A 20118-nucleotide genomic window follows, 5' to 3' on the forward strand; every position below is an offset into this window, starting at 1 on the left:
GATAGCTTACTATTTTATAAGTAGGTTATCGGCTTTTTTGAGTTTTTACGAGATAAAGAGAAGGATTTATAGTAGTGCTGGAGGTGGCTATTGATGATGTTAGCTGGTAGACAGTTACTGTTAGAAGAACTCTCTTCAGATTTGCAGGATAAATTGGATCATCTGAAAAGGAATCGAGACGTCGTTTGTGTACAAGGGGTAATTAAGAAGTCTTCAAAATATATGTGTCAGCGCTGCGGAAATATAGAGCAGCGACTATTTGTATCATTGCTATGTAAAAGGTGCAATGAAGTATGTACGTATTGCCGGAAATGTATAACGATGGGCAGGGTAAGTGAATGTACTGTACTTGTTCGCGGGATTGCTGAAATAAGCGGAGAAAGTTATTTGAATCCGTTACAGTGGGAAGGCGTTTTGTCTGACGGTCAGGAGTTAGCTGCGCAAAGTGTCGTTGACGCTGTTAAGCAGAAAGAATCATTTTTTATTTGGGCGGTGTGCGGGGCTGGAAAAACAGAAATGTTGTTTCGCGGAATTGCAGAGGCACTACAAAAGGGAGAAAGAGTTTGTATTGCAACGCCGAGAACGGACGTTGTACTTGAATTAGCACCAAGATTACAAGAAGTGTTTCCAAATATAAATGTAGCTGCTTTATACGGAGGGAGTTTAGACCGAGAAAAAGATGCGGCGTTAATCGTTGCAACTACACATCAATTGTTACGTTATTATAGGGCGTTCCATGTCATGATTGTAGATGAGATAGATGCTTTTCCGTATCATGCAGATAAGATGTTGCAGTATGCAGTAAACGAAGCGATGAAAGAGAAGGCAGCACGTATTTATTTAACTGCAACTCCAGATGAAAAGTGGAAGCGTAAGTTGCGAAGTGGTAAGCAAAAAGGGGTTATTATTTCAGGGCGATACCATCGTCATCCATTGCCAGTTCCGATATTTCGGTGGTGCGGAAATTGGAAAAAGGGTCTTATACGTAAAAAAATTCCTCGTGCTTTATTACAATGGTTAAATCTGTACTTATCGAAACGATACCCCATTTTTCTATTTGTTCCTCATGTGCGATATGTAGAAGAAATTAGCCAGTTATTAAAATCATTAAACAATCAAATTGACGGTGTGCATGCAGAAGATCCGGCGAGAAAAGAGAAGGTAGCAGCTTTCAGAAAAGGAGAAATCCCTTTATTAGTTACAACGACGATTTTGGAACGAGGAGTAACTGTTGAAAATTTACAAGTTGCAGTTTTAGGAGCTGAGGAAGAAATATTTTCAGAAAGTGCTCTCGTTCAAATTGCAGGGCGTGCTGGCAGAAGCTCTGATGAACCGCATGGAGATGTTATCTATTTTCATTATGGAAAGACAGAAGCGATGGTGCGTGCGAAAAAACATATTCAAAGTATGAATAAGAATGCTAAAGAACAAGGATTGATAGATTGATGCATTGTCTACTTTGTGATGAGTATATTTCATATGCGATTAGTTGGTACACTTTTTTTGTTAAGCTTCATAAAAAGTATATATGTGATAGATGTGAACAAAAACTTTCCTATATTATAGGAGATATTTGCAAGGAGTGTGGTCGGCCTTTAGAACTTGTACCAGCTGAATATAAAAACGGGGATATTTGTATGGACTGCATAAGGTGGACGAACGAGCAGGGGTTTCCGTCTCTCATAAATCGTTCGTTGCATGTGTATGATGAAGGGATGAAAGAAATATTAGCACAGTTTAAATTTCGAGGAGATGCTGAATTAGTGCATATTTTTCATCAGCCTTTTCGAAGTCTTTTTCAAAAATATTTTGCGAATGTTTCAGTTGCCATTCCAGTTCCTCTTAGTGAAGAGCGAGAATACGAGCGTGGTTTTAATCAAGCGGAGTTACTAGCTTCTTGTTTGCCTATCAAAATGTTTTGTACATCATTAAGAAGAATAGAAACGGAAAAACAAAGTAAGAAGAAGCGTAAAGAAAGGATATCGGGAGTTAATCCTTTTTATTTTCAGGGAGAAGAGATGTTTCATGAGCAACACGTTTTAATCGTGGATGATGTGTATACGACAGGAATTACTGTTAGGCAAATTGGAAGCCTTTTGTATGATCGAGGAGCGAGAGAGGTTTCTTGTTTGACGCTTTGTAGAGGTTAATATGTGAATGTCGAAAGGGGTAATAAAAAGACGACAGGTCTTCTTTGACTTACAGTCTTGTCATTCGTTATAGTCAGAATATGGGGCGAATGCCCTGATTTTAAGAGTGAAGGGAATGGAATGAACATGCAAGGACGAGTAAAATGGTTCAATGCAGAAAAGGGATTTGGGTTTATTGAGCGTGAAGATGGTGACGATGTGTTTGTTCATTTTTCTGCTATTCAACAAGATGGGTATAAGTCGTTAGAAGAAGGTCAACAAGTGGAGTTTGATATTGTTGATGGAGCACGTGGGCCACAAGCGGCTAATGTTGTGAAACTGTAAAAATTAAGTTTTTGGAAAAGATAGAGCTGTATTTTTAGCAGCATTATATAGATGGCGAAAGCTCTTGCTCGTAACAAGGGCTTTTTTGTTTTAGAGGAGTTGTCAAAAAGTTGTTTCTTTTCTGTAACTAATTGTCCACAGTTACATTCGTTATTCACGATGTTAATAGGATAAAATAAAGATAGAAACGATGCATCTTTTCATTTCAACAAAAAACGATAAAAAAATCGCAATTCCACTAATTTTTTAAAAAAATTAGAAGGAGTTTTTAAGCCAATGTCGAAATTATAGTACATAGGCTTGAAAGGAGGAATTCATCTATGAAATTCAACATTCGTGGTGAAAATATTGAAGTAACTCCAGCATTAAAGGAATATGTAGAGAAAAAGCTAAGTAAATTAGAGCGTTATTTTGATACATTCCCAGAGATTAAGGTTAATTTAAAAGTATACTCTGACAAGCAACGTATCGAGGTAACAATTCCATTTACAGATTTATTACTTCGTGCAGAAGAAACAAATAGCGATATGTACGCTGCGATTGATTTAGTAGTTGATAAAATTGAGCGACAAATTCGTAAACATAAAACAAAGGTAAACCGTAAATTACGTGAGAAAGGTTCTATGAAAACTAACTTTATCCTTCCGGAAGCAGTAGCTGTTCTGGATGCGGTAGAAGAGGATGAATTAGAACTTGTACGTACAAAACGATTCGATTTAAAACCGATGGACGTTGAAGAAGCGATCTTGCAAATGGATATGCTAGGACATAGTTTCTTCGTCTTCACAAATGCTGATACAAATGAAACTAATGTTGTATATGGCCGTAAAGATGGGAAATATGGTTTAATCGAAACTAAATAATCATTCAAAAGCGCAGCCGAAATGGCTGCGCTTTTTTTATATATTTTAGTGGTTGTATTGAGATTTTGAGTGTGATTATCTCTACAAGTATTTCCTTGCCATGAGCATACTAATTTTGTTTAATTTAACAAAATTTTATAATTGTAAATAAAATGTTAAGTCTTCTGAAATTAATTGATAGTGCACTTTGACCTTGATATTCTAACAATGTATTATACAGATTTAATTTATTCCTTCAGTGAAAAAATAAAATCAATATAATGCTACAAATTATCGGAGGTGTTTTTAGTGAGTATTAAGAAAAAAAGTCGTTTTATGTTTGGATCTGTTTTATCTTTAGGTATTTTAGCTAGTACTTTGGCTTTAACCGAACCGGCTAAGGCTGATACTAAGGCTAATACAAGGGCTGATCATGTGGAATTTACTTTTAGACTTTGGGATGCATATGATTATACTAATGCACGTCCTAAAGAGAATGATACTTCTATGTATATGCGTGTGAAGAGCAGTGAGAAGGGCGGTGGTTCTTTCAACGTTTGGACAGAAGCGGATAAAAATAAAAATGCAGAAAATAGAAAATGGGTAAATGTTTCAGGTGATTCAGGTAAGCATGAAGGAGAAGTGCAACCAGGTAAAACATATCTTTTCAAAAATTATGCATATGAAAACTATGGGAAAAATGTTCCTGTTAGATTTGGTGGTTATTCTAGAGAAAATAATGCTTATCCTACTGCTTGGAGCCCTGATAGTGTAAGACCTAATGGACCTTACATCGAATATTGATTTAGAAATTATAAATTGAAATTATTTATTTTGTAGCGCTAGAAAAAGTCGTATAGTTTCTAATCTAGATTATACGACTTTTTCTGCTATTTAATTTTTAAAAATAGGAGGAGCTGTAATGAAACTTATTTCAAAATATATTTTAGTTTGTTTTTTTATATTGAGTATTAGTTTCTTAGTTTCTTGTCAAAAGAAAGTAGATGAACCTATTGTAAATATTGAAGATACTTTAACGGAAAAAGGAAATTTAAAAAGTATTCAGTTGCAAGAAATTAAGAAAAATACTATTTATGAACAAGTATTTTTTGGGAATGAAAATGGTAATGATTTCTTTAAAGGTCAAATAGATAGAAGTGATATTGCAATAGAAGATAAGCTTTTAGATAAAAATTTAAAGTCAGGAGTTATACCAGAAAATTATTATGTTTTTTTAACGGGTGTTACGAATAAGAAAAAACCAACGTATCTTTTGGGACGGATTGAACAAATTGATGGAAAAGTAATTCAGTGGAAACAAGAAGTTAAGAGTGTACAAAGAAAAGATGCAAATGGTGTTTATCAGTATGATGTTTATCAGTATGAAGTTGAGTTTCCTAAATTTGAAGGAGAGAGAGCAAATGTTTCTTTTCGTTACATTTGGTTAAATAAAGAAAATAAATGTTATGGTGTTGCGGATCAATTATTCATATTAAAAAAGATTTAAATTTAATTAATGGTTTATGGAGGAGCTATAGATGAGTTACTTTTTAGGAAGGATTTTAAAAGGTAGGATGTTTTGGTTGTCTTTATTTATTATGTTAGTAATTGTCATTGCTCAATATATTGCTATGTGTGTAACAACTAAAGGATTTAACGATGATGGGATTATAAAGGTATCCCCATATTTGTCTAATATTTTACATTTTAATAGATTATCGTTTTATTGTGAGTTTTATCTACTTATATTTCCTATGCTTTCCGCGATGGCTGTAGCCGGAATTTACAGAACTGATAAAAATTATGGGTTTATTTATCCTGTTATTTCTAAAATGGGAACAGGTTATTATTTTAAGCTACTTTATTTTATTAATTTTATCGTATCTTTTTTTATTATAAGTTTCCCTTTACTATTTAATTTTTATTTATATGCAATGACTTATCCAACAGTTGCTCCGCATCCAATATTAAATTATATGGCTGCTACTGTTTCGCCAACAGCTCAATTTAATACGGTTTATTATGAGTACCCTACTTTATATTTTCTAATGTATGTATTTTTAAATGGTTTATACGGTGCGGTTTTTTCAAGTTTGGCTTTATCAATTTCGTTTTTTATAAAACGAGTTTATTTTATTTATTTAGTTCCATTTATTTTACATATTTTTTGGCTTGGTATTGGAAAAGGGATTCTCAATCCTAAGGATTATTTAATTAAAGATTTCGGCTTTTTTGAATTACAAATTTTTCTTAGTGTACTGTTATGTATTTGGTTTTGCTCTGTAGTTCTTTATTTACGGGGGAGTAGGAAGCATGTTCTTTTATAATGTAATGAAAGAAACTATAAGGATGAAATATGTTTGGTTAAGTATTCTCTTTTTACTTAATGTCAGTATCATTGGTTGTTTGTTCAATTATTTTGAACCTGGAATTGTAAAAGAGAAAATGAATGAATTGGAAACTTTGTATAAGGTTATGTCGTTTTATAATTTATCAACTATATTTATTCCTTTAACAATCGTTTTTTCTGTATATGCTATGTCGAATTTTTTTAGTATTTATGTTGTTTATAGAGTGAATAATGCATTGAAATTAGTTTCTATATATTATTTAAAATTATTAGTTTTCGTTTATTTTTTTGCGGGGAGTATGATTTTACAGTTATTTTTGATGTCAAATATGATGGCTGTAAATAGTATTTCTGTGAATTATCCATTATTATTTTGCATTCAATTATTTGCGAATATTTTCATATGTATGATAAGTGCTTTGTTGCAATTATTTTTACCTAGTTTACTTGCAATAATATGTATGATCACTGCTGTTTTACTAGATAGATTTATATTACATGGATTTTTATTTACAAATGTTTTTTATATAAATGTGTTTGAAGATGCTACGGGTTTATTTATACGTTTATTTGGATGTTTTTCTATCTTTTTTATAAGTGTATGGATTTTATCTAAAAAAAGTTATATTTCTATGAATGATGAAACAGAGGTGATCTAGTTTACATTATGATTTTATATCATTTGTTAAAAAGAGATTTACATGTAAGGTTTAGAGATTCCATCAAGATAATGGCTTTTTTATTCTTAATTTACGCTATGATTGTATTTACTTTTTTATACAATCAGTTTCTTATTAATGGTAAAGAACCTGGATTAGTAGATGTTACCTTTTATCGATTTTTTCATGGAGTAGACTTTGTTGATTTATCTCACTTTTATAAGGAGGGGCGATTTTCTATCCCTTTTTATTGGATTTTTTTTCAAATCACTCCTTTGTTGCTTGTAGGGAATTTTGCTTTTTCAGATATTCAACAGAATGGTGTTTATTTATTTCCTCGTATTAAGAAGAAGCATTTTCTTTGGTTAACGAAAATACTATCTTTGGTCTTTTATATAATTAGTATTTGGATTGTTATGTATTTTCTTTGGTTTACTGTTTACTATTTGCTTTCTTTTGGCGAGTATTCTTTTTTAAATTTATATAGTCAATTTTCTTATAAAATATTAGGTACTATGCTAATTCAAATAATCATAAGCTTTTTATTAGCTTTAATTTTTGAGTTTTTAACGTTTTATATACCAATAACTATTGTTTTTGTACTGATGTTGATGTACCTATTTATGTCTATTTGCTTTCATAATATTTATTTTTTAGGCTCTTTTGTTATGCCAAATCGCTGGTATTTTGTTGATCACAGTTCAATTCAATTGACTTTAGGTAATAATCAATCTATTCAATGTAATGATTTACTTTTAATAGGAGTAGTAATTGTTGTTGTAATGATTTTATTAGGTAGTTTTTGTTTTAAAAAACTAGATGTGATAGGTGAATAATTTATGGACAATTATATTAAATGTGAATGTATGATGAAAAAATTAAAAGGAAATATTGTGTTAGATAATATTAGTTTATCGATAAAAAAAGGCGAGTTTTTAGTTTTGAAAGGGCATAATGGCTCTGGTAAAACGATGATTTTACGAGCTATATCAGGGTTAATGCGTTTGAATTCTGGATTTGTTTATGTAGATAATAAAATGATCGGAAAACAAAAGCAATTTCCTGATTCTATGGGAATATTGATTGAATATCCAAGTTTTATTCCAGGGTATACTGGTTTTCAGAACTTGAAATTTTTAGCATCGATTAACAATAAAATTTCTGATGAGGAAATTTATAATATTATTCAAAGGGTTGGACTTGATAAAGCAGATAAGAGAAAGTATAAAAGATACTCTTTAGGTATGAAACAACGTTTAGGGATAGCGCAAGCTTTAATGGAACGACCAAAATTATTGTTATTAGACGAGCCAACTAATGCTTTAGATAGTGATGGGATAAAAGATGTTTTAGATATTTTGGAAGTAGAAAAATCTAAGGGAACGACTATTATTGTAGCTAGTCATGATGTGCATGTTCTAGATAATGGAATAGTAGATCGTATTGTACATGTTAATAATGGAAAGTTGGTAGATTAATAGTGACAAGAAAACATGTCTTAATAATCATTGGATTGTGTGTGTTGCTATGTACATTTGCTAGTTTGTTTAGATTTAAAACATTAAATCAAAATAATGAATCTTATAAAGTGGTAAAAGATGAGTTTTTATCTAATAGAACTTTTGATGATGGACAAGGAGTGAAGTTTCATGCACTTGAGCCTCTTGATCCTACAAAAGTTTATGATCCTTATGAAGACCGTGAAGTAGTAATGTATGTGTTACCTTTAAATATTACAAATACAACAAATCGGGATATTAACTTATTTAGTAATAAGTCTATTTCTAATACAATGTTTTATTCTAAAATAGGGGAGTTTTATAATTTAGTTCCTTATTCAATGGAATTACCTGAAAAATATCAGTTTGATCCTGTAATACCTGCTGGTAAAACAGTACGAGGATATATAGGGACAAATTATTTTATAGGAGATGACCCTTATAAAAATTATAAAAACTTTTCAAATGAATCAACTAAGGTGAAATTCATTTCTTTTATGAAGGATAAGAAAGGGAAATATCATGAATTAGAAATACCAATAAATTAATAACATTTATTAGTAGTATTAATTTGAAGTGTAATTGTAAAAAAAGAAAAAGTTCTATATAAAATGTATTAAGTATAGTGTCTTTTTCTTCTTTATTGATATCTATATATTTTAAGTTTATTTTTGAGCTGCTGTGGTTGAGTATATCTTGCAATATAATGATAGATATTGTTTATAGAAATCAAAAGCTGAAGGTTTTGCGCATTGTGTGAGTATCTATGGATGCTGCACCGGCAAAATCTTTGGCTTTTGTAATTGTCGATTTAAATCTTACTAATATGTTCATTCCAGCTACTCTCTTTAAAGGGAACGGGAAAGAATATTATTTAGAATTAATATGAAATTTGGAATATGAATTTGAAATAGAGAGGTAGGGAAAAGAATTATTAATTTGTTGAAACGAATAAAATAAAAACTTTTCCTGAATCTACGGCTCGACATTTGGACGATTGTTGTCATAGTTATAAGACAAGTGTTACAATTATCATTAGGTTTATACATTTTAGTTTTTTAATTAGGAGAAAAATTGGCATAACATAAATTTGATTTTTATAACGACTGATTGTAAAGAGAAAAAGAAAGCAATCGGAAGTTTTATTTTAATAAAAGAGGAGCGTATTTCCTATGATCGGTATTTTAAAAAAGGTATTTGATGTCAACCAACGCCAAATTAAACGTATGCAGAAGACAGTGGAGCAAATTGATGCATTAGAATCATCTATTAAGCCGCTAACTGATGAACAATTAAAAGGAAAAACGATTGAATTTAAAGAACGTCTAACAAAAGGTGAGACAGTAGATGATCTACTTCCTGAAGCTTTTGCGGTTGTTCGTGAAGCAGCGAATCGTGTTCTTGGAATGCGTCCATATGGCGTACAGCTAATGGGTGGTATCGCCTTACATGAAGGAAATATCTCTGAGATGAAAACAGGTGAAGGTAAAACGTTAACATCTACTTTACCTGTATATTTAAACGCATTAACAGGAAAAGGTGTTCACGTTGTTACAGTCAATGAATACTTAGCGCAACGTGATGCGAGCGAAATGGGACAACTTCATGAGTTCCTTGGCCTAACTGTAGGGATTAACTTAAATAGTATGTCACGTGAAGAGAAACAAGCTGCTTATGCTGCTGATATTACGTATAGCACAAATAACGAGCTTGGGTTCGATTACTTACGTGACAACATGGTGTTATATAGAGAGCAGTGCGTTCAGCGTCCACTTAATTTTGCTATCATCGATGAAGTCGATTCTATTTTAGTTGATGAAGCACGTACGCCGCTTATTATTTCGGGACAAGCTCAAAAATCAGCAGAGCTATACATGTTTGCAAATGCATTCGTTCGTACATTAGAAAATGAAAAAGAATATTCATTTGATGTGAAAACGAAAAATGTAATGTTAACAGAAGATGGTATTACGAAAGCTGAGAAAGCTTTCCATATCGATAACTTATTCGATTTAAAACATGTAGCACTTCTTCACCATATTAATCAGGCGCTTCGTGCACACGTTGTTATGCACCTTGATACAGATTATGTTGTACAAGAAGGCGAAATCGTAATCGTAGACCAATTCACTGGCCGTCTTATGAAAGGTCGTCGTTATAGCGAAGGTTTACATCAAGCTATTGAAGCAAAAGAAGGCGTAGAAATTCAAAATGAAAGTATGACGCTTGCAACAATTACGTTCCAAAACTACTTCCGTATGTACGAAAAATTATCTGGTATGACTGGTACAGCGAAAACGGAAGAAGAAGAATTCCGTAGTATTTACAATATGAATGTTATCGTAATTCCAACGAATAAAGATATTATTCGTGATGATCGTGCTGATTTAATCTTCAAATCAATGGAAGGTAAATTCAATGCAGTTGTTGAGGATATTGTAAATCGTCATAAGCAAGGGCAACCTATTCTTGTTGGTACAGTTGCAATTGAAACGTCAGAGCTTATTTCAAAAATGTTAACACGTAAAGGTGTACGTCATAATATCTTAAATGCAAAAAACCATGCGCGTGAAGCAGATATCATTGCAGAAGCTGGTATGAAAGGCGCTGTAACAATTGCGACGAATATGGCTGGTCGTGGTACGGATATTAAGTTAGGCGAGGATATTAGAAACGTCGGTCTAGCAGTTATCGGTACAGAGCGTCACGAAAGCCGTCGTATTGATAATCAGTTACGTGGTCGTTCTGGTCGTCAAGGGGACCCTGGTGTAACACAGTTCTACTTATCAATGGAAGATGAACTAATGCGCCGCTTCGGTTCTGACAATATGAAAGCGATGATGGATCGTCTTGGTATGGATGATTCACAGCCAATCGAAAGTAAAATGGTTTCTCGTGCTGTAGAATCTGCACAAAAACGTGTGGAAGGAAATAACTATGATGCACGTAAGCAGCTATTGCAATACGACGATGTACTTCGTCAACAACGTGAAGTAATTTATAAACAGCGTCAAGAAGTAATGGATTCAGAGAACTTACGCAGTATTATTGAAGGTATGATGAAATCTACGATAGAACGTGCTGTTGCACTTCATACGCAAGAAGAAATCGAAGAAGATTGGAGCATTAAAGGTCTTGTCGATTACTTAAATACAAACCTTCTTGAAGAAGGAGATGTAAAAGAAGAAGAGTTACGTCGCCTTGCTCCAGAAGAAATGAGCGAATCAATTATCGCGAAATTATTAGAGCGTTATAACGAAAGAGAGAAGCTTCTACCTGAAGAGCAGACGCGTGAATTCGAAAAGGTTGTTGTATTCCGTGTTGTAGATACGAAATGGACAGATCATATCGATGCAATGGATCACCTTCGTGAAGGTATTCATTTACGTGCTTACGGACAAATCGATCCACTTCGTGAATACCAAATGGAAGGGTTCGCAATGTTCGAGTCGATGATCGCTTCTATTGAAGAGGAAATCTCTCGTTACATTATGAAAGCTGAAATTGAGCAAAACTTAGAGCGTCAAGAAGTTGTTCAAGGTGAAGCTGTTCATCCATCAAGCGATGGCGAAGACGCGAAGAAAAAACCGGTTGTAAAAGGTGACCAAATGGGACGCAACGATTTATGTAAATGTGGTAGTGGCAAGAAATATAAAAACTGTTGTGGCATTGGGCAGTAATAAGAAACTGTAGTTTAGACTGCTTTGCAAATTTTTACATCAAAAATGTATAATGAAAAGGATTAAACTCTCTCCGTAATAAGCGGAGAGAGTTTCCCTTGTTTTCATATGAAAGTAACAGCAATTACATAGAGGTGAAGGAAATGGAATTAGTAGAAATTAGGCAAGAATTAGAAAAAATGGCTAAGAGATTAGCGGCTTTTAGGGGGTCTCTTTGACCTTCCTACTAAGGAAAAACAAATTGCAGAATTAGAAGAAACGATGATGGGCGCAGGATTTTGGGATGACCAACAAGGCGCACAAGCTGTAATTAATGAAGCGAATGCGCTGAAAGATATGGTTGGAAGGTTCCGTCAGTTAGATGAGACGTTCGAAAACTTAGAAATGACGCATGACTTACTTAAAGAAGAGTATGATGAAGATTTACATGAGGAACTAGAATCTGAAGTGAAAACTTTAATTCAAGAAATGAATGAGTACGAGCTGCAGTTACTATTAAGCGATCCTTATGATAAAAATAACGCTATTTTAGAATTACACCCAGGTGCAGGTGGAACAGAGTCACAAGACTGGGGTTCTATGTTATTACGTATGTACACGCGCTGGGCTGAAAAACGTAGGTTTAAAGTAGAAACGGTTGACTACTTACCGGGCGATGAAGCTGGTATTAAGAGTGTTACATTATTAATTAAAGGTCATAACGCTTACGGTTACTTGAAAGCGGAGAAAGGTGTACATCGTCTTGTACGTATTTCACCGTTCGATTCTTCAGGTCGTCGTCATACATCGTTCGTATCTTGTGAAGTTGTACCTGAATTCAATGATGAAGTTGAAATTGAAGTGCGTACAGAAGATTTGAAAATAGATACGTATCGTGCAAGTGGTGCAGGTGGACAGCACGTTAATACGACAGATTCAGCAGTTCGTATAACTCATCTACCGACAAACACGGTTGTAACATGTCAGTCAGAGCGTTCTCAAATTAAAAACCGTGAGCATGCGATGAAAATGCTAAAAGCGAAATTATATCAAAAGAAATTAGAAGAACAACAAGCACAATTAGATGAGATTCGCGGAGAGCAAAAAGAAATTGGATGGGGCAGCCAAATCCGTTCTTACGTATTCCACCCGTATTCTCTTGTGAAAGACCATCGTACAAATACAGAAGTTGGTAACGTACAAGCAGTTATGGATGGAGAAATTAATCCGTTTATTGATGCGTATTTACGTTCTCGTATTTAATAAGAGAAAAAGCCAACAGAATTGTTGGCACATGCTGAGGTCCAAGAGGATATAAAGAGGCTTATCTTATTTATATTGATGAAATAAAGAGGAAGAGAAGTTGGAAACGACAACTTCTCTTTTTGATGAGATTATATGTAGAATACAATGCCGTATATTGTTTTGTAAAAGGTAGAGAATAGTAAAACAAAGTGGTAATAGAGTAGGACTTTATATAGAATTTCTCAGTTTTGATTGGAGAAAAAGGCTCTTTATAGAACTTTCTAAGGTGTTCACAGAATTGAAACAATTTATGAAAGCTTATTTTATTAGGCTTCTCACTATATTTGTGAAAAATATGAAATACACCTTAGTTTTTCTATATAAAGATAATGCTTATAATGAATATTGAATGTGTTATGAAAACTATTGCCTAGTTATGAATGAAAAGAATATCAACAATGGGGAGCGATAGAAGTGAAAAAGAAATTGTTGGCTATTACGCTGGGGACGTCAGTCGTTTTTGCTTTAGGAGCATGTGGAAATAAAGAAGAGAGTAAACCATCAAAACAATCTGCAAGCACAGATAGCGCAGAGCAAATTTACCAAAAAAGTTGTATAGGTTGTCATGCTAAAGATTTATCAGGAGCAACTGGACCAGATTTACGAAAAGTAGGACAGAAATATGACGCAGCAGAGATTGAAAAGATTATTGAAAAAGGCCGCGGTTCAATGTCACCAGGAATTATTCAAGGTGAAGATGCGAAAAAAGTAGCTGAATGGTTAGCGGAGCATAAATAAGAAACGTAATTAATAAACGAGCTGATTGTATAACTTGACCGAAAAGTGCTTCGAGTTAAGTAATTACATGAGCTCGTTTACCTTTTATTAGGATGTAACATAACTGTAACAAAATTGTATCCGAATTGGAAACCGATTGATGTTACAATGGGGTTTGTAGAATTTTGATGAAATATATTACATAGAGTAGCATTGCTAATAAAAAGTATGTATGGAAGCTACCTTCAACAAGAATGGTCGAATGAAAATAAAGGTTTTTCTTTTATTTTCAAATGTACAGAAAAGTATTTCTAAAAAAATCATTAAGTATTGGGTGATAAATAATGATAAAAATGACGAATGTTTATAAGGAGTACCCAAATGGTATGAAAGCCATTGCTGGTCTCACAGTTAACATTAAACAAGGTGAATTCGTATACGTAGTTGGACCGAGTGGAGCCGGAAAATCTACATTTATTAAAATGATGTATCGTGAAGAGAAGCCATCTACAGGATCAATTAATGTAAATGGACTTGTAATTGAAACATTAGCAGAAAGAGATGTTCCATATTTCCGTCGTCAATTAGGCGTGATTTTCCAAGATTTTAAATTGCTACCTAAATTAACGGTATATGAGAATGTTGCGTTTGCTTTAGAAGTAATTGAAGAAGAGAAGGAAGCGATTCGTGAGCGCGTTACAGAAGTGTTAGGTCTTGTTGGTCTTGAAGAGCGTGCCGATGCACTTCCAAATGAGCTTTCGGGCGGAGAGCAACAACGTGTGGCGATTGCAAGAGCGATTGTAAATAAGCCAAAGGTTGTAATTGCCGATGAGCCAACTGGTAACTTAGATATTGAAACAGCTCTTGATATTATGAAGATTTTTAAACGTATTAATGAGCGTGGTACAACGATTGTTATGGCGACACATAACGCAGATATCGTAAATACAATTCGTCATCGTGTAATTGCAATTGAAGGCGGAAAAATTGTTCGAGACGAGATTGAGGGAGGATACGGATATGAAGGCTAAAACCCTTAGTCGACATTTGCGAGAAGGTGTGAAAAATCTATCCCGTAACGGATGGATGACATTTGCTTCTGTAAGTGCAGTAACAGTTACATTATTACTTGTAGGTGTCTTTTTGACAGCGATTATGAATATGAACCATTTTGCGACGAAAGTAGAGCAAGATGTAGAAATTCGTGTGCATGTTGATCCAGCAGCAAAAGAAGCTGATCAAAAGAAATTAGAAGAAGATATGAGTAAAATTGCGAAAGTAGATTCTATTAAATATTCTTCTAAAGAAGAAGAGTTGAAACGTTTAATTAAAAGCTTAGGCGATAGTGGAAAAACGTTCGAGTTATTTGAGCAAGATAACCCACTGAAAAACGTATTTGTTGTAAAGGCGAAAGAACCAACAGATACGGCAACAATTGCGAAAAAGATTGAGAAAATGCAGTTTGTAAGTAATGTTCAATACGGTAAAGGTCAAGTTGAAAAATTATTTGATACTGTAAAAACTGGTCGTAACATCGGGATTGCGTTAATTGCGGGTCTTCTATTCACAGCGATGTTCTTAATCTCTAACACAATTAAAATTACAATTTATGCTCGTAGTACTGAGATTGAAATTATGAAACTTGTTGGTGCAACAAACTGGTTTATTCGTTGGCCGTTCTTGTTAGAGGGATTATTCCTAGGAGTATTAGGATCAATTATTCCAATTGGCCTAATTTTAGTTATGTATAATTCGTTGCAAGGTGTGTTTAATGAAAAACTTGGCGGAACAATTTTCGAGCTTCTACCATACAACCCATTCGTATTCCAATTAGCTGGTTTATTAATGTTAATCGGTGCATTAATCGGTATGTGGGGAAGTGTAATGTCAATTCGTCGCTTCTTAAAAGTATAAAAAGTTGCAAACATAATTCGTACAAGCTTATCATATAGTAGAAATAGGTAAAGGCATCACACATCGTGTGATGCCTTTTGCTACACCACCTGTGTGTTCTGGAAAGGGGAATTCCGCATTGAAACGTAGAGTTGCAATTATTGGAATGGTTGTTGCATTTTTAATTGGTGCTGGCGGGATGTTTGGTGGTATGTACTGGTTTGGGATAAACCCAGCGTATGTAACGCAAACAGTATCGAATGGTAATGCTGGCACAGCGCAAGGGAATTTGGTAAAGATTAATGAGGCGTATGCACTAATTGATTCACGTTATGTGGAAGACGTGAAAGACGACAAATTAGTCGAAGGTGCGATACAGGGAATGTTGTCTACGCTGAAGGACCCTTATTCCACGTATATGGATAAAGAAACGGCAAAACAGTTTAGTCAGTCATTGGATCCTGAACTTGAAGGGATTGGAGCTGAAGTGAACAAGACGGACGGTAAGCTTATTATCGTATCGCCAATTAAAGGTTCACCAGCAGAAAAGATAGGAATTAAACCGAATGACCAAATTTTATCTGTAGATGGAAATAGTGTGAAAGATTTATCACGTGAAGAAGCAGTATTAAAAATTCGTGGTAAAAAAGGAACGACTGTTGCAATTGAAATTAAGCGCGCAGGAGTGGCTGATCCGATAGAATTTAAAATTAAGCGTGAAAAGATTCCGATTTTCACTGTATTTAGTTCCGTAAAGCAAGATAGCGGAAAAGATATCGGTTATATGCAAATTACTTCTTTCGCTGAAAATACTGCGAAAGAATTTAAGGATCAGTTAAAAGAGCTAGAGAAGAAAAACATAAAGGGCTTAGTTATTGACGTGCGTGGTAATCCTGGCGGTTATTTAAATAGTGTAGAAGATATACTAGGAGACATCATGACAGATAAAAAGCCAATGCTACAAGTAGAACAGCGAAATGGTGAGAAGAAGAAATTCTCTACGGAACTGAAAGAGAGAAAGTCATATCCAATTTCAGTATTAATTGATAACGGAAGTGCTTCTGCTTCAGAGATTTTAGCTGGTGCGCTAAAAGAAGGAGAAGGATACGATTTAATTGGTGAAAAAACGTTTGGTAAAGGTACTGTTCAACAGGCTGTTCCATTTAAAGATGGCAGCAACATTAAATTAACAATGTTTAAATGGTTAACACCAGATGGCAATTGGATTCATAAAAAAGGAATCGCGCCAACTGTAGAAGTGAAGCAACCAGATTATTATCATGCGACACCAATTCAAATTGAAAAGACACTTTCATACAATTCAAATGATGTACAAGTAAAACACGCGCAAGAAATGCTTAAGAGCTTAGGATATGTACCAGGACGTGAAGATGGATACTTTAGCAAAGAGACAGAATCAGCACTAAAAGCATTCCAAAATGCGAATGAGATGGAAGCAACAGGACAACTTGATAAAAAGACAGCTGAAGCGATTCAAACTAAAATCATTGAAAAAATCCGTTCTGGAGAAAATGATTTACAATTACAGACGGCATTGAAATTAATAGCGAAATAAGAAAGAATACAGGCACTTTGATGCCTGTATTTTTTTATGTGTTAAATATGATAAGATAAAAAGAAAGAATGATATAAATGGTGGTGAATGAATTCGTGGAGGCATGGCTTTTTGAAATACTACGAGCAGTTGGACGTTTTTTTTTACACCCTGCTGTCTATGTATTTTTAATTAGTAGTATCTTCGTTGGATACTTACGTATATTACGAGAACGAAAAGATTTTTCTTTTAAAGTATATGATATTTGGTTTGAACTACGAACAACTCTATTTGCAGGTATTGGGTACGGATTAATCGTATCTATTATTACGATTGGGCTTGGGCTTGTTGTTTCAAAAGCGAGTTTATGGGCAATTTTACTTTGGACGTTATTATTCGGATTAACTGCTATGTATCGATATTTATCTGTAGCTTATACTTTCGGAATCGCGATTGCACTCGTGTTGTTATCGTCTAAGATGCCAGTTTCCTTCTTACAGCTTGGAGAAGGTGAAGAGGGTACGATTGTATCCCTTGCTATTTTACTAGGCGTTATGCTCGTTGTAGAGGGTTTATTAATCTCTAAAAATGCAGTTCGTTATTCTACGCCGAAAATTAACAAAGGTAAGCGTGGGCTACGAATTGGACTACATGAATCCAATCGTTTATGGCTTGTACCAGTATTTATTCTTATACCAGGAGACGCGGTGACAGGATTTATTTCTTGGTGGCCTGTCGTTTCAATAGGTTCGACTACATACTCTTTATTCCTCGTTCCATTTTTAATTGGATTTATGAGAAAGGTTAGAAGTTATGAGCCGACGGAAGCTTTATTATTTACAGGAAGACGTGTCTATGGTTTAGCGGGGCTCGTACTCGTTTTAGGTATCGCAAGTTACTGGTGGCACGTATTCGCAATTATCGCGATGGGAGTCGCAATGCTTGGGCGCTTTACAATCTCGATGCAAGAGAAAATTGCAGACGAGAAAAGACCAGCATACTTTGCCGCACGTAATGATGGACTTGTTGTGTTAGATACAATTCCTAATACAATTGGGGCAGAGATGAATTTAAAGCCTGGAGAAGTTATTACGAAAGTAAATGGAATCATTCCAAGAAGTACCGAAGAGTTTTATGACGCGCTTCAAACGAAGACGACAGGAGCGTTTTGTAAATTAGAAGTAGTAGATACAAATGGTGAGCTTCGTCTTGCTCAAACGGCATTATACGCCGGGGGACATCATGAATTAGGTGTTGTATTTGTTCAGCAAGAGCACGAGTGGGATTCGGAAGCTATATAAAATAAAATGGAAACCTTCATCAAATATAGATGAAGGTTTTTTTAGTTTCATAGACGGATAACTTGAATAATTATTTGATAATGGTTATCATTTAGAGAGTCTTTTAATTTGGAAAAGGGAGGAAAGATATGCTACGTAAATTTTTTTCTTACTATAAACCGTACAAAGGTTTATTCGTACTCGATTTTTCCTGTGCAGTTATCGCAGGTTTACTCGAACTTGGTTTCCCGCTTATCGTAAATCAATTTATTGATAAGTTATTACCAGGACAAAACTGGACGCTTATTTTATGGGCTTGTTTCGGTTTGTTCGTAGTTTATGTGTTAAATGCAGGTTTGCAATATGTCGTTACATATTGGGGACATATGCTTGGGGTTAACATTGAAACAGATATGAGGCAGAAATTGTTTGATCACATTCAAAAGCTATCATTCAGATTTTTTGATAATAATAAAACAGGTCATTTAATTTCACGTCTTACAAACGATTTAATGGAAATTGGGGAAATTGCTCACCATGGACCAGAAGATTTATTCATTGCCATTATGACTTTAGTTGGAGCATTTTCATTTATGATGATGATTAACTGGAAGTTAGCACTTCTAACATTCTTCGTAATCCCGTTCTTATTATGGTTGGCACTTTACTTCAATAAAAAAATGACAGGTACGTTTAGACGTTTATTCTCAGACGTTGCTGATTTCAATGCATGTATCGAGAACAATGTAGGCGGTATCCGCGTTGTACAAGCATTCGGAAATGAAAAGTTTGAGAAAGAGCAATTTGCTGTAAATAATGCTCGTTTCCGTACAACAAAATTAATGGCGTATAAAATTATGGCGTTAAATTCATCGATTAGTTATATGCTGATGCGTCTTGTAACACTCTTTGTATTAATATGTGGTACATGGTTTGTTCTGCAAGGTGAATTAACGTACGGTGGATTTATTGGATTCGTTTTATTAACGAATATTTTCTTCCGCCCAATTGAAAAAATTAATGCGGTTATTGAAAGTTATCCGAAAGGAATCGCTGGTTTTAAAAGATATGTAGAACTTCTGGAAACAGAGCCGGATATTGTAGATTCTAAAGATGCAATAGAAGTTAAACATGTACACGGCGATATTCAATACAATAACATCACGTTCGGATATGAAAATAAAGAGCCGATTTTAAACGATATTAGTTTGAAAATACATGCAGGTGAAACAGTTGCTTTCGTTGGACCATCAGGGGCAGGGAAAACAACACTATGTAGTTTATTACCTCGTTTTTATGAACAATCATCTGGATCAATTCAAATTGATGGCATTGACACCAAAGAGATGACGTTATCGTCACTTCGTAAGCAAATCGGAATTGTACAGCAAGATGTTTTCTTATTCTCAGGAACAATTCGTGAAAATATCGCTTACGGAAACTTAAAAGCTTCAGAATCTGAAATTTGGCAGGCGGTAAAACGTGCTCAGCTAGAGGACTTAATTTACTCGCAACCAGACGGTTTAGATACAGTTATTGGTGAGCGTGGTGTGAAACTTTCAGGAGGACAAAAGCAGCGCTTAGCAATTGCCCGTATGTTCTTGAAGAACCCGCCAATTTTAATTTTAGATGAAGCAACTTCTGCGCTAGATACAGAGACAGAACTTGCTATCCAAAAATCACTTGCAGAACTATCTGTTGGCCGTACAACATTAGTTATCGCTCACAGGCTTGCAACTATTAAAAATGCAGATCGCATCGTCGTTGTAAATAAAGACGGTATTGCAGAACAAGGTTCACATGAGGAACTAATCAAACGAGGCGAGGGTTACAGCCGATTGTATGAGGCGCAGTTTAGTTCGTAAATATAATTTCTGCTGAATTA

At 34.5% G+C, this 20118-nt stretch carries 20 protein-coding genes and 1 pseudogene; 20 read left to right on the forward strand and 1 reads right to left on the reverse strand.

Annotated elements, in window-relative coordinates:
• Nucleotides 1-96: 96 nt before the first annotated feature.
• From comFA to BG05_RS06155, 11 genes are all read left to right on the forward strand, one after another.
• On the forward strand, nt 97-1446 hold the full coding sequence (comFA, locus tag BG05_RS06105) for an ATP-dependent helicase ComFA (RefSeq protein WP_033713849.1): 1350 nt from the start codon (nt 97-99) through the stop codon (nt 1444-1446).
• The gene (locus tag BG05_RS06110; RefSeq protein ID WP_002129929.1) at nt 1446-2150 is read left to right on the forward strand and encodes a ComFC family protein; all 705 of its coding nucleotides are present in this window, start codon (nt 1446-1448) and stop codon (nt 2148-2150) included. Before comFA ends, BG05_RS06110 begins: the two co-directional genes overlap by 1 nt.
• Nucleotides 2151-2276: 126 nt before the next feature.
• Nucleotides 2277-2474 (forward strand): cold shock protein CspC, encoded by a 198-nt coding sequence (gene cspC, locus BG05_RS06115; protein ID WP_001990088.1) that lies wholly within the window; start codon nt 2277-2279, stop codon nt 2472-2474.
• A 320-nt stretch (nt 2475-2794) separates the two neighbouring features.
• The gene (hpf, locus tag BG05_RS06120) at nt 2795-3337 is read left to right on the forward strand and encodes a ribosome hibernation-promoting factor, HPF/YfiA family (protein ID WP_002089603.1); all 543 of its coding nucleotides are present in this window, start codon (nt 2795-2797) and stop codon (nt 3335-3337) included.
• Nucleotides 3338-3625: 288 nt separating this feature from the next.
• On the forward strand, nt 3626-4120 hold the full coding sequence (locus tag BG05_RS06125; RefSeq protein WP_016127674.1) for a hypothetical protein: 495 nt from the start codon (nt 3626-3628) through the stop codon (nt 4118-4120).
• 118 nt (nt 4121-4238) lie between these two features.
• Entirely contained in the window at nt 4239-4823 is a 585-nt protein-coding gene (locus tag BG05_RS06130; protein WP_003192372.1) for a hypothetical protein, read from the forward strand.
• A gap of 31 nt (nt 4824-4854) precedes the next feature.
• A complete protein-coding gene (locus BG05_RS06135; RefSeq protein WP_002129925.1) occupies nt 4855-5643 on the forward strand; it encodes a hypothetical protein in 789 nt (262 codons plus the stop codon).
• Complete coding sequence (locus BG05_RS06140; protein WP_033734325.1) at nt 5630-6325, forward strand: hypothetical protein; 696 nt, start codon at nt 5630-5632, stop codon at nt 6323-6325. Before BG05_RS06135 ends, BG05_RS06140 begins: the two co-directional genes overlap by 14 nt.
• A 71-nt stretch (nt 6326-6396) precedes the next feature.
• Nucleotides 6397-7161, forward strand: a complete 765-nt coding sequence (locus BG05_RS06145; protein WP_016127677.1) for a hypothetical protein — start codon at nt 6397-6399, stop codon at nt 7159-7161.
• Nucleotides 7162-7164: 3 nt separating this feature from the next.
• Nucleotides 7165-7803 carry an ATP-binding cassette domain-containing protein gene (locus tag BG05_RS06150; protein WP_016127678.1) on the forward strand — a complete coding sequence of 213 codons (639 nt, stop codon included), beginning with the start codon at nt 7165-7167 and terminating at the stop codon, nt 7801-7803.
• 41 nt (nt 7804-7844) lie between these two features.
• Nucleotides 7845-8372 (forward strand): hypothetical protein, encoded by a 528-nt coding sequence (locus tag BG05_RS06155; RefSeq protein WP_003192363.1) that lies wholly within the window; start codon nt 7845-7847, stop codon nt 8370-8372.
• Between the two features lie 55 nt (nt 8373-8427).
• On the opposite strand, the pseudogene BG05_RS31465 reads toward BG05_RS06155, so the two are convergent.
• A pseudogene (locus BG05_RS31465) lies at nt 8428-8628 on the reverse strand (tyrosine-type recombinase/integrase); the annotation flags it as partial.
• On the opposite strand from BG05_RS31465, the gene BG05_RS31830 reads away from it, so the two are divergent.
• The 9 genes from BG05_RS31830 to BG05_RS06195 all read left to right on the forward strand — a co-directional run bounded on the left by BG05_RS31830 (nt 8591) and on the right by BG05_RS06195 (nt 20098).
• Complete coding sequence (locus BG05_RS31830; protein WP_002167387.1) at nt 8591-8713, forward strand: hypothetical protein; 123 nt, start codon at nt 8591-8593, stop codon at nt 8711-8713. The pseudogene BG05_RS31465 and the gene BG05_RS31830 sit on opposite strands and share 38 nt — an antisense overlap.
• Nucleotides 8714-8996: 283 nt before the next feature.
• Nucleotides 8997-11504 carry a preprotein translocase subunit SecA gene (gene secA, locus BG05_RS06160; protein WP_002129917.1) on the forward strand — a complete coding sequence of 836 codons (2508 nt, stop codon included), beginning with the start codon at nt 8997-8999 and terminating at the stop codon, nt 11502-11504.
• Nucleotides 11505-11647: 143 nt separating this feature from the next.
• Nucleotides 11648-12746 (forward strand): peptide chain release factor 2 gene (gene prfB / locus BG05_RS06165; RefSeq protein ID WP_100248371.1). Its coding sequence is split into 2 segments (ribosomal slippage): nt 11648-11719 and nt 11721-12746, totalling 1098 coding nucleotides; the frame shifts between segments, so codons are not numbered across the junction.
• A gap of 456 nt (nt 12747-13202) precedes the next feature.
• The gene (cccB, locus tag BG05_RS06170) at nt 13203-13526 is read left to right on the forward strand and encodes a cytochrome c551 (protein ID WP_002016129.1); all 324 of its coding nucleotides are present in this window, start codon (nt 13203-13205) and stop codon (nt 13524-13526) included.
• A gap of 365 nt (nt 13527-13891) precedes the next feature.
• Nucleotides 13892-14536, forward strand: coding sequence for a cell division ATP-binding protein FtsE (ftsE, locus tag BG05_RS06175; protein ID WP_002129915.1), 645 nt, complete (start codon nt 13892-13894; stop codon nt 14534-14536).
• Nucleotides 14526-15419 carry a permease-like cell division protein FtsX gene (gene ftsX, locus BG05_RS06180; protein WP_002089596.1) on the forward strand — a complete coding sequence of 298 codons (894 nt, stop codon included), beginning with the start codon at nt 14526-14528 and terminating at the stop codon, nt 15417-15419. Before ftsE ends, ftsX begins: the two co-directional genes overlap by 11 nt.
• Nucleotides 15420-15537: 118 nt before the next feature.
• A complete protein-coding gene (locus tag BG05_RS06185) occupies nt 15538-16974 on the forward strand; it encodes a S41 family peptidase (RefSeq protein WP_012261984.1) in 1437 nt (478 codons plus the stop codon).
• 95 nt (nt 16975-17069) lie between these two features.
• The gene (locus BG05_RS06190; protein ID WP_016121049.1) at nt 17070-18254 is read left to right on the forward strand and encodes a PDZ domain-containing protein; all 1185 of its coding nucleotides are present in this window, start codon (nt 17070-17072) and stop codon (nt 18252-18254) included.
• A gap of 128 nt (nt 18255-18382) precedes the next feature.
• Nucleotides 18383-20098 (forward strand): ABC transporter ATP-binding protein, encoded by a 1716-nt coding sequence (locus tag BG05_RS06195; protein WP_002034767.1) that lies wholly within the window; start codon nt 18383-18385, stop codon nt 20096-20098.
• The last annotated feature ends 20 nt before the right edge of the window (nt 20099-20118 follow it).

The organism is Bacillus mycoides (assembly GCF_000832605.1).
In the GTDB taxonomy this organism is placed as follows: Bacteria; Bacillota; Bacilli; order Bacillales; family Bacillaceae_G; genus Bacillus_A; species Bacillus_A mycoides.